This is a genomic window from Prevotella corporis DSM 18810 = JCM 8529, from assembly GCF_000430525.1.
Lineage (GTDB): Bacteria > Bacteroidota > Bacteroidia > Bacteroidales > Bacteroidaceae > Prevotella > Prevotella corporis.
Window position 1 is genome coordinate 1 of sequence record NZ_AUME01000068.1, and the last position, 7,008, is coordinate 7,008.

Below are 7,008 nucleotides of genomic sequence, written 5' to 3' on the forward strand. Positions count from 1 at the left end.
AAGGCATACGGACTGTGCCACTCACTGCGCATAATCTTCGCCAAGAACACCATCAAGGATGCAGCCAGGCTCTCCATGGCACGGTGGTACAATAAAGTTGAAGAGGCAGACTTCCATTCATTCAATGTGATTGCTGCCACATTCTACGAGCATTATGATGAGATATTGAACTTCTATAACAACAGATCTTCGAATGCCATGGCAGAATCGTTCAATGCCAAAATTAAACTTTTCCGAGCCAATCTAAGAGGAGTGGCAGACAAGAAGTTCTTTTTATTCAGAATTGCAAAACTATATGCCTATCCCCATTGATTTTCTACTGAGCCGAACCAATCACTTTTACAAGGCTTAATCAATCAAACTCATGACTTAAGCAAGAAAAACGGTGACTTCGCATGAAGCCACCGTCCTTGTTATTGTTGTCTAACCTGATGAAAAGAATTAATCGAGGTTAGCAAGTTTATTGTCAGAACCGAGAACATCAATAATCTTCTCAGTGTATAAGTCAACCATGTATTCACGAGCCTTACCACAATACTGGCGTGGATCGAAGTATTCAGGATGCTCAACCATAGTCTGGCGCACACCAGCCGTAAATGCCAGGCGAGAGTCAGAGTCGATATTGATCTTGCAAACAGCGCTCTTGGTGGCTTTACGCAACTGCTCCTCTGGGATACCAACTGCGTTTGGCAACTTACCGCCGTTTGCATTGATGATATCAACATACTTTTCTGGAACAGAAGAAGAACCATGAAGCACGATTGGGAAGCCCGGAAGTTGCTTTTCAACAGCCTCAAGCACATCGAATGCCAATGGAGGAGGTATCAGACGGCCAGTCTTCGGGTCGCGTGTGCACTGATCTGGTGTGAACTTATAAGCGCCATGTGAGGTTCCAATCGAGATTGCCAATGAATCGCACCCAGTACGTGTGGCGAAATCAACCACCTCTTCTGGTCTTGTATAATGAGATTTCTCTGCAACAACATCATCCTCAACACCAGCAAGTACACCGAGTTCGCCCTCTACCGTCACATCAAACTGATGAGCGTACTCAACAACCTTCTTAGTCAGGGCAACATTCTCTTCATAAGGAAGTGCTGAACCATCGATCATAACTGATGAGAAGCCGAAATCTACACAGCTCTTGCATACTTCGAAGCTGTCACCGTGGTCGAGATGCAATACGATCTCTGGATGCTTACAACCCAATTCCTTGGCAAACTCAACAGCACCCTCAGCAAGATAACGGAGCAAAGTCTGGTTAGCGTATTTACGAGCGCCCTTAGACACTTGAAGAATAACAGGAGATTTTGTTTTTGAAGCTGCTGTAATAATCGCCTGAAGCTGTTCCAGGTTATTGAAATTGAATGCTGGAACGGCCCATCCACCGTCAATCGCCCTCTTAAACATCTCACGAGTGTTCACGAGCCCTAAATCCTTGTAATTTACTGCCATAATAATAATGTGTTTTTAAATAATGAATAACAATCTTTCATTGTCAAATGCAAATATAATATTTTATTCTCTGAACGCCAAGCTCTATCCCCTATTAATTGTTTCCTTAATGTTAAAAAACGTGTTTTTAGCAGATTGTACAACAAAAACACACCTTTTTGAAAACTTTATATCACGAATAACAGTAAGACAGGGCACAAGGCAGACAGGATAAATTCATGCAACTGACGTCACGAGCAGCATTATTGCCACATGAACATATTTAAAAAGTCCCCCCGCCGAAGAGTGAAAAGAGACTCATTATATCTAAATTTCAGAATTGATCCTCCTGATTTGCTGGTTCGATAATTCGCCAAATTACACTCGCAAGAGCACCACCCACAAATGGACCTATAATGAAAATCCAAAGATTGCTCAACGCTGTCGCCGGACCGCCTGCCAATTGGGCGAAGATAGCTGGCCCGATGGAACGCGCTGGATTAACCGACGTTCCTGTATAACGGATACATACAAGGTGAACGAGTATCAATGATAGACCGATTGCCAAACCTGCGAAATTGTTCATTGAACCATTTGTCTTTGAAGTAACACCCAAAACGACGAGAACGAAAATACAAGTAAACACAATCTCAGCAAGCAAGCCGCCTGTTGAACTTATCCCCTCTTGCAGATTGTTCGATCCCAGACCAACTCCAGCCTCAGCAAACTCAACACCAGTGCTCATTACAAGGCTGTAGAGAATTGCAGCACCGAGCAAGCCTCCGACAACTTGGAAGATCATGTACATGACACAATCCTTTGCGTCCATGCGACCACTAAGAAAGAATCCCAATGTAATAGCTGGATTAATGTGACATCCAGAAATACCTCCAATGGTATAAGCCATTGCGACAAAAGAGAGACCAAAAGCGATTCCAGTACCAAGCACGGTGCCGGCATTAACCACATCTGCACAATTTGAAGAACAATTGAGGCTGACGGCTGCACCGCAACCCATCAACACAAGCACCAATGTGCCGACCATTTCTGCTAAATACTTTTTCATATATCTATTCTTTCTTATAATCTGGATGCTTTTAAAGACCCATTAATTCCTGAAATACAACGCAAAAAAAGTTAATTTAGTATGTGATTGTACAGCTATATTTCTCTATATCGTTAAATTTTAATAACGTTTTAGTAAAGAGTCGGGTATTTATGAATCACCCGTCACTGCCAGCAAGCAACCTAAGTCACATTCATTGCAATATACCTTTCAACAAGAATGTGGCATTTTGGTTCCTTGCAACTCCTGGAGTAATTTTGTATGAATAAGTCACCTTTTCTCCGAGCTCAATCTCGAAGCAATAGTTATTGAACCGTCCTGGCATTTCCTCCGAGAGTTTGGAGAGCTCAAGGTCATGTGTGGCAATTACACCCGTGACATTCTTTTTTGATATATATTGCAGAAACAGCCGTGATCCGTTCAATTTATCCAGTGAATTCGTACCTTTGAGGATTTCATCGAGAATTATCAGACAGGGCTTCTCTGGCCGAAGAGAATCGATAAGCTGCTTCAGCCTCAACAATTCTGCGTTGAAATAAGAAATTCCATGCGTGAGATCATCGGTCGTCCGCATATTAGTGAACAACTGGAACACAGACACCGTCATGGATTTGGCGAATACTGGTAATCCATTCATTGCGAGAATATAGTTCACGCCCAACGTACGGAGGAATGTACTCTTGCCAGCCATATTCGCTCCGGTGATGATATAGTATTCGAGATTTCTGATACAGAAGTCGTTTCTAATAGCTTTTTCCCCTAAAAACGGGTGGTAAAGTCCCTGTGCCTCATAGCGAATCTCATCCTGACAGACCACCTCGGCCTCCCTTGCCCCATCCTCATTCATCCTGAAAGTGGCCATCGACACCAGAGCATCGAAGACACTGGCCGTATCTATCCACTGATCAGTTGAATGTTGGTAAGTTCGCTGCCACCTAAGGAAATCCCTTACAATGGCGATATCGATGAGTCCGAAGCAATTGAACAGAACTATTCCTATCTCATTGCTGCGGTTGTCAATCTTCTGCAATATGCGTTCCAGCCGACTGAAGGAAGATTTTGCCCCCGACATTCTACTCCTCAGCGCAACCAGTTCTGCCGAATGAAAGTCCTGTTGGTCAATCAGCGTTGTCATATTCACATATCCCCGCACCTGACTCTGGAGCTTTGAGATAACCTCATTGATGAGTTTGATGTACTTGTGCGAACAGAACATCGCCAAAAAGAAGTTGAAAATGCCCCACCACAATGGCATGAAAGCGGGCAGAAGGTCGGCAACGGACAGAAAGACACTCAGGTAAAATCCCACCAAGTCGGCATAGACGAAGAGCCGGAAGGTAGTGTTGCCGAAATAGTCGGGAATCTCCAAAGTGTGGGCAGCAGCAAAAGCGTCTTTCACGGCTGCGGTATCGATGGTGTTTTCAACACCCTGGGCCTTGAAGTTCGACACGAAATTCTCGTCTGACCCCAACTCCCGAATGGCTTCCTTGCGATGTTCAATATGTCGAAAGAGCTCCGCTGCAGGCATTGTCTCCCATTCACCAGCAAGACTCCTTGCCAGACAATTGGCACCGCCCGATGATATAGTACGGTTGATGCGCTGAAAGAGCGAGCTGTCGCCAAACACATCAAGGTCGAAGGTGAAATGATGAGACGGCTTCACATACCTTTCGCCAGCATCGAACTTGGAGTAATCGCCCCTCTGATAGTCTATTTCCCTCTCATAGACCAGTTTCAAGGCCGACTCCTCGCTTATCTTTCTGTCGTTCTTCGCATCCAAATGTCGAATATAGAAGTATAGAAACAGAAGCAAGAGCGCAACCAACAAGGTCCATGATCCATTTTCAACAATCGTGAAAAGCACAAGAAAGCCCAAGGCAGAGACAAACAAAACAATCTCGCCTATGACAAATCCCTTGCTTTTAGACTGCAAGGCAGTGATTAACTCAGACAGTTCATCCACCCGACGGTGGTACAGTGCATTCAATTCCTTATTCATAGTTACAAAAGTAGTAAAAAGATTCAGAGGGAATTTGTCATTACACAAAAATTACCATATCTTTGCATATAACAAGAATAAATCAATCCGACAATGAAAAATAAGATTTTCTCCATCGTCTGCGCATTGCTCATGACCATAACGACCAGTGCTGCCACCACGTTGCCCATCAAAGGCACCATCATCAGCCCAACGAATCCCAACATCTGCTATGTGGGGCGCATCAGTTTCAAAAACCCAGAGCGACCGATGTTCAACTGGCCGGGAATCCAAATCATAGCGCGCTTCGAGGGAACATCGCTGAGAATGATTGCCAAGCCCAAAAGTGGTTATTTCGTATGTACGATAGACAATGCCGAACCCTTCAAGGTGAGCTTCAATGCACCACGCGATTCCGTCGTCACCTTGGCGACAGCACTGCAAAACGGCATACACGAGGTACGGCTGATGTATGCCATCGAGGGGATAGAACGTCATGCGGAGTTCAGGGGGTTCGTACTCGACGAGCATTGTTCCTTGGCCCAGCCTCCCGCACTGCCCGAACGGCGGATAGAGTTCATCGGCAATTCCATCACCTGCTCATTTGGTATCGAGAGTCTGGACCAGGCCGATAAATACTGCGATGAGACCGAAAACCATTACCTGAGCTACGCAAGCCAAGTGAGTCGCAACCTCAACGCACTACACACAGCCATTGCCCGAAGCGGAATAGGAGTTTACCGCAACTACAACGGTCCGAAAAGCGGAAACAAAATCACCATGCAGAACGAGTTTAACAACACCATTTACGGCAGCAACCTTGAGAAATGGGACTTCGCACAATGGATACCACAGGTCGTTTGCATCAATCTCGGCACCAACGACTTCTCTACCAACAACTACAATGCAGGTCTTTACGAACGGGCCTACCGCAATTTCCTGCAATCCGTCCGCAATGCCTATCCCAATGCGAAGATTGTTCTTCTGAACGGTCCGATGATGGCCGAAAAAACGCATAACATCCAAGGCGGCATCCTCGATAAACTCACGAGGGAGTTCAACGAAAAAGGCGACAAAGACATCTATCGGTTCGCATTCACACCACAGACGGGCGACCTCGGCTACGGAGCCTGTTGGCATCCGAGCCTCCTCCAGCATGGGCGGATGGCAGAGGAACTCACGCCTTTTCTGCAAAAGATTATGAACTGGTAGGTGAAGGCTGCGTATTGCCCGACCTTGCAAGTCGGGCAAACCCTTTCAACACATGCCATTATCAGAAGATTTTTCAGACAAAAAGCAACCCACTGAATACCAACGAATTATATTCTCACTTACAAAAGATGAGCTTTCGCCGTTCAATAGCTGACCTTTTGCAAAACAAAAGGTGAGCTTTTGCCATGCAACTAATCAACGAAAATGAAGAAATAACGAAGTTGGTGTAAACTGACTGATAATGAGCAGGAAACGGAATAATTTGCATAGAAGTGCTCTTTTCAAAAAGGGCAGGAATATGCAGATTTAAGCAGAAGTTCAGTTACCAGAGCGTTACCCGAATTTGCCATAGGTAACGATGGAGCAATGTTCGGTAACTGAATTATTTTCGCTCGTGTGGCTGTTGCTGCGGTCGGCAGTTTTCTGCATAAGTGAGGAACGCTTTGAATTTGGTAATTTTGCCACAAAACATCAAAGCGTATGAAAACAGAAAAAATGAAGGTGTTGCTCTACCTCAAAAAGAGCGGTCTTGGCAAGTCAGGCAAAGCCCCAATTATGGGACGTATCACACTTGGAAGGAGTGTAGCGCAGTTCAGTTGCAAGCTCTCCTGTAATCCTGACCTGTGGAATCCCCGTGAGAGCAGAATGGACGGAAAAAGTCGTGAGGCGGTGGAAGTGAATGGCAGGTTGGAGAACTTGCTGCTGTCCATTCAGTCAGCTTATCAATCTTTGCTTACAAGAGGTTGCCCATTTGACGCAACCGACGTGAAGGAACAGTTTCAGGGCTGTGTGCAGACACGGTGCATGCTCATCGAGAGGCTTGATGTGCTCATAAAAGAAAAAGAAAGTCATATCGGTATAGACATCAGAAAAGAGTCAATGGCAAGCTATCACTCCACGAGAATCCACTTGCAGGAGTTCATCCAAAAGAAGTATAAGGTTTCTGACTTAGCCTTCTCACAACTGACAGAGAACTTCATCCATGAGTTTCAGCAGTACTTCTTGGGAGAGTGTGGATTTCAGGAGAGCTCATTCTACAATGTCGCCACCCATTTGAAAACAGTTTGCAGGCAGGCTTACCGTGAGGGGGTGGCAGACATCCTGCTTTTTGACAAAGTCAAAATCAGCAAGGGTAACAAGAAACTCCCCAAAGCACTTGACAGAGGAGCATTTGAGAAGTTAAAGACTCTCCACTTTGAGGAATTGGAGGAGGAAATGGAAACGGCAAGGGATATTTTCCTCTTTGCCTGTTATACGGGTGCTGCGTATTGTGATTTGATGGAACTGGACAAGTCCCATCTTGTGCGTGATGACGAGG

7 protein-coding genes are annotated in these 7,008 nt (G+C 45.2%); 3 read left to right on the forward strand and 4 right to left on the reverse strand.

Annotated features, from left to right (window positions below; all coding sequences use genetic code 11):
- Window positions 1-312, forward strand: a 312-nt coding sequence (locus H515_RS0110100) for a transposase (RefSeq protein ID WP_028901803.1), incomplete at its 5' end; no start/stop codon positions are given.
- A 129-nt stretch (window positions 313-441) separates the two neighbouring features.
- Here H515_RS0110100 and H515_RS0110105 read toward each other — a convergent pair.
- From H515_RS0110105 to H515_RS0110115, 3 genes are all read right to left on the reverse strand, one after another.
- Window positions 442-1,455: a class II fructose-bisphosphate aldolase gene (locus tag H515_RS0110105; RefSeq protein WP_025878077.1), complete on the reverse strand. Its 1,014-nt coding sequence runs from the start codon at window positions 1,453-1,455 to the stop codon at window positions 442-444.
- A gap of 313 nt (window positions 1,456-1,768) precedes the next feature.
- Entirely contained in the window at window positions 1,769-2,518 is a 750-nt protein-coding gene (locus H515_RS0110110; protein ID WP_262499239.1) for an MIP/aquaporin family protein, read from the reverse strand.
- 175 nt (window positions 2,519-2,693) lie between these two features.
- The gene (locus H515_RS0110115; RefSeq protein ID WP_028901911.1) at window positions 2,694-4,499 is read right to left on the reverse strand and encodes a MutS-related protein; all 1,806 of its coding nucleotides are present in this window, start codon (window positions 4,497-4,499) and stop codon (window positions 2,694-2,696) included.
- A 93-nt stretch (window positions 4,500-4,592) separates the two neighbouring features.
- Here H515_RS0110115 and H515_RS0110120 point away from each other — a divergent pair, with 93 nt between their 5' ends.
- Entirely contained in the window at window positions 4,593-5,690 is a 1,098-nt protein-coding gene (locus H515_RS0110120) for an SGNH/GDSL hydrolase family protein (RefSeq protein WP_025878073.1), read from the forward strand.
- Window positions 5,691-6,023: 333 nt separating this feature from the next.
- Here the strand turns inward: H515_RS0110120 and H515_RS15215 are convergent, their stop codons facing one another.
- Window positions 6,024-6,155 carry a hypothetical protein gene (locus H515_RS15215; RefSeq protein WP_255418139.1) on the reverse strand — a complete coding sequence of 44 codons (132 nt, stop codon included), beginning with the start codon at window positions 6,153-6,155 and terminating at the stop codon, window positions 6,024-6,026.
- 15 nt (window positions 6,156-6,170) lie between these two features.
- On the opposite strand from H515_RS15215, the gene H515_RS0110125 reads away from it, so the two are divergent.
- The coding region (locus tag H515_RS0110125; RefSeq protein ID WP_036891802.1) for a phage integrase SAM-like domain-containing protein at window positions 6,171-7,008 on the forward strand (838 nt) is incomplete at its 3' end.

Coding starts and splice junctions, on each gene's coding strand:
- H515_RS0110105 (WP_025878077.1), bottom strand. CDS start 1,455: ATGGCAGTAAATTACAAGGATTTAGGGCTCGTGAACACTCGTGAGATG.
- H515_RS0110115 (WP_028901911.1), bottom strand. CDS start 4,499: ATGAATAAGGAATTGAATGCACTGTACCACCGTCGGGTGGATGAACTG.
- H515_RS0110120 (WP_025878073.1), top strand. CDS start 4,593: ATGAAAAATAAGATTTTCTCCATCGTCTGCGCATTGCTCATGACCATA.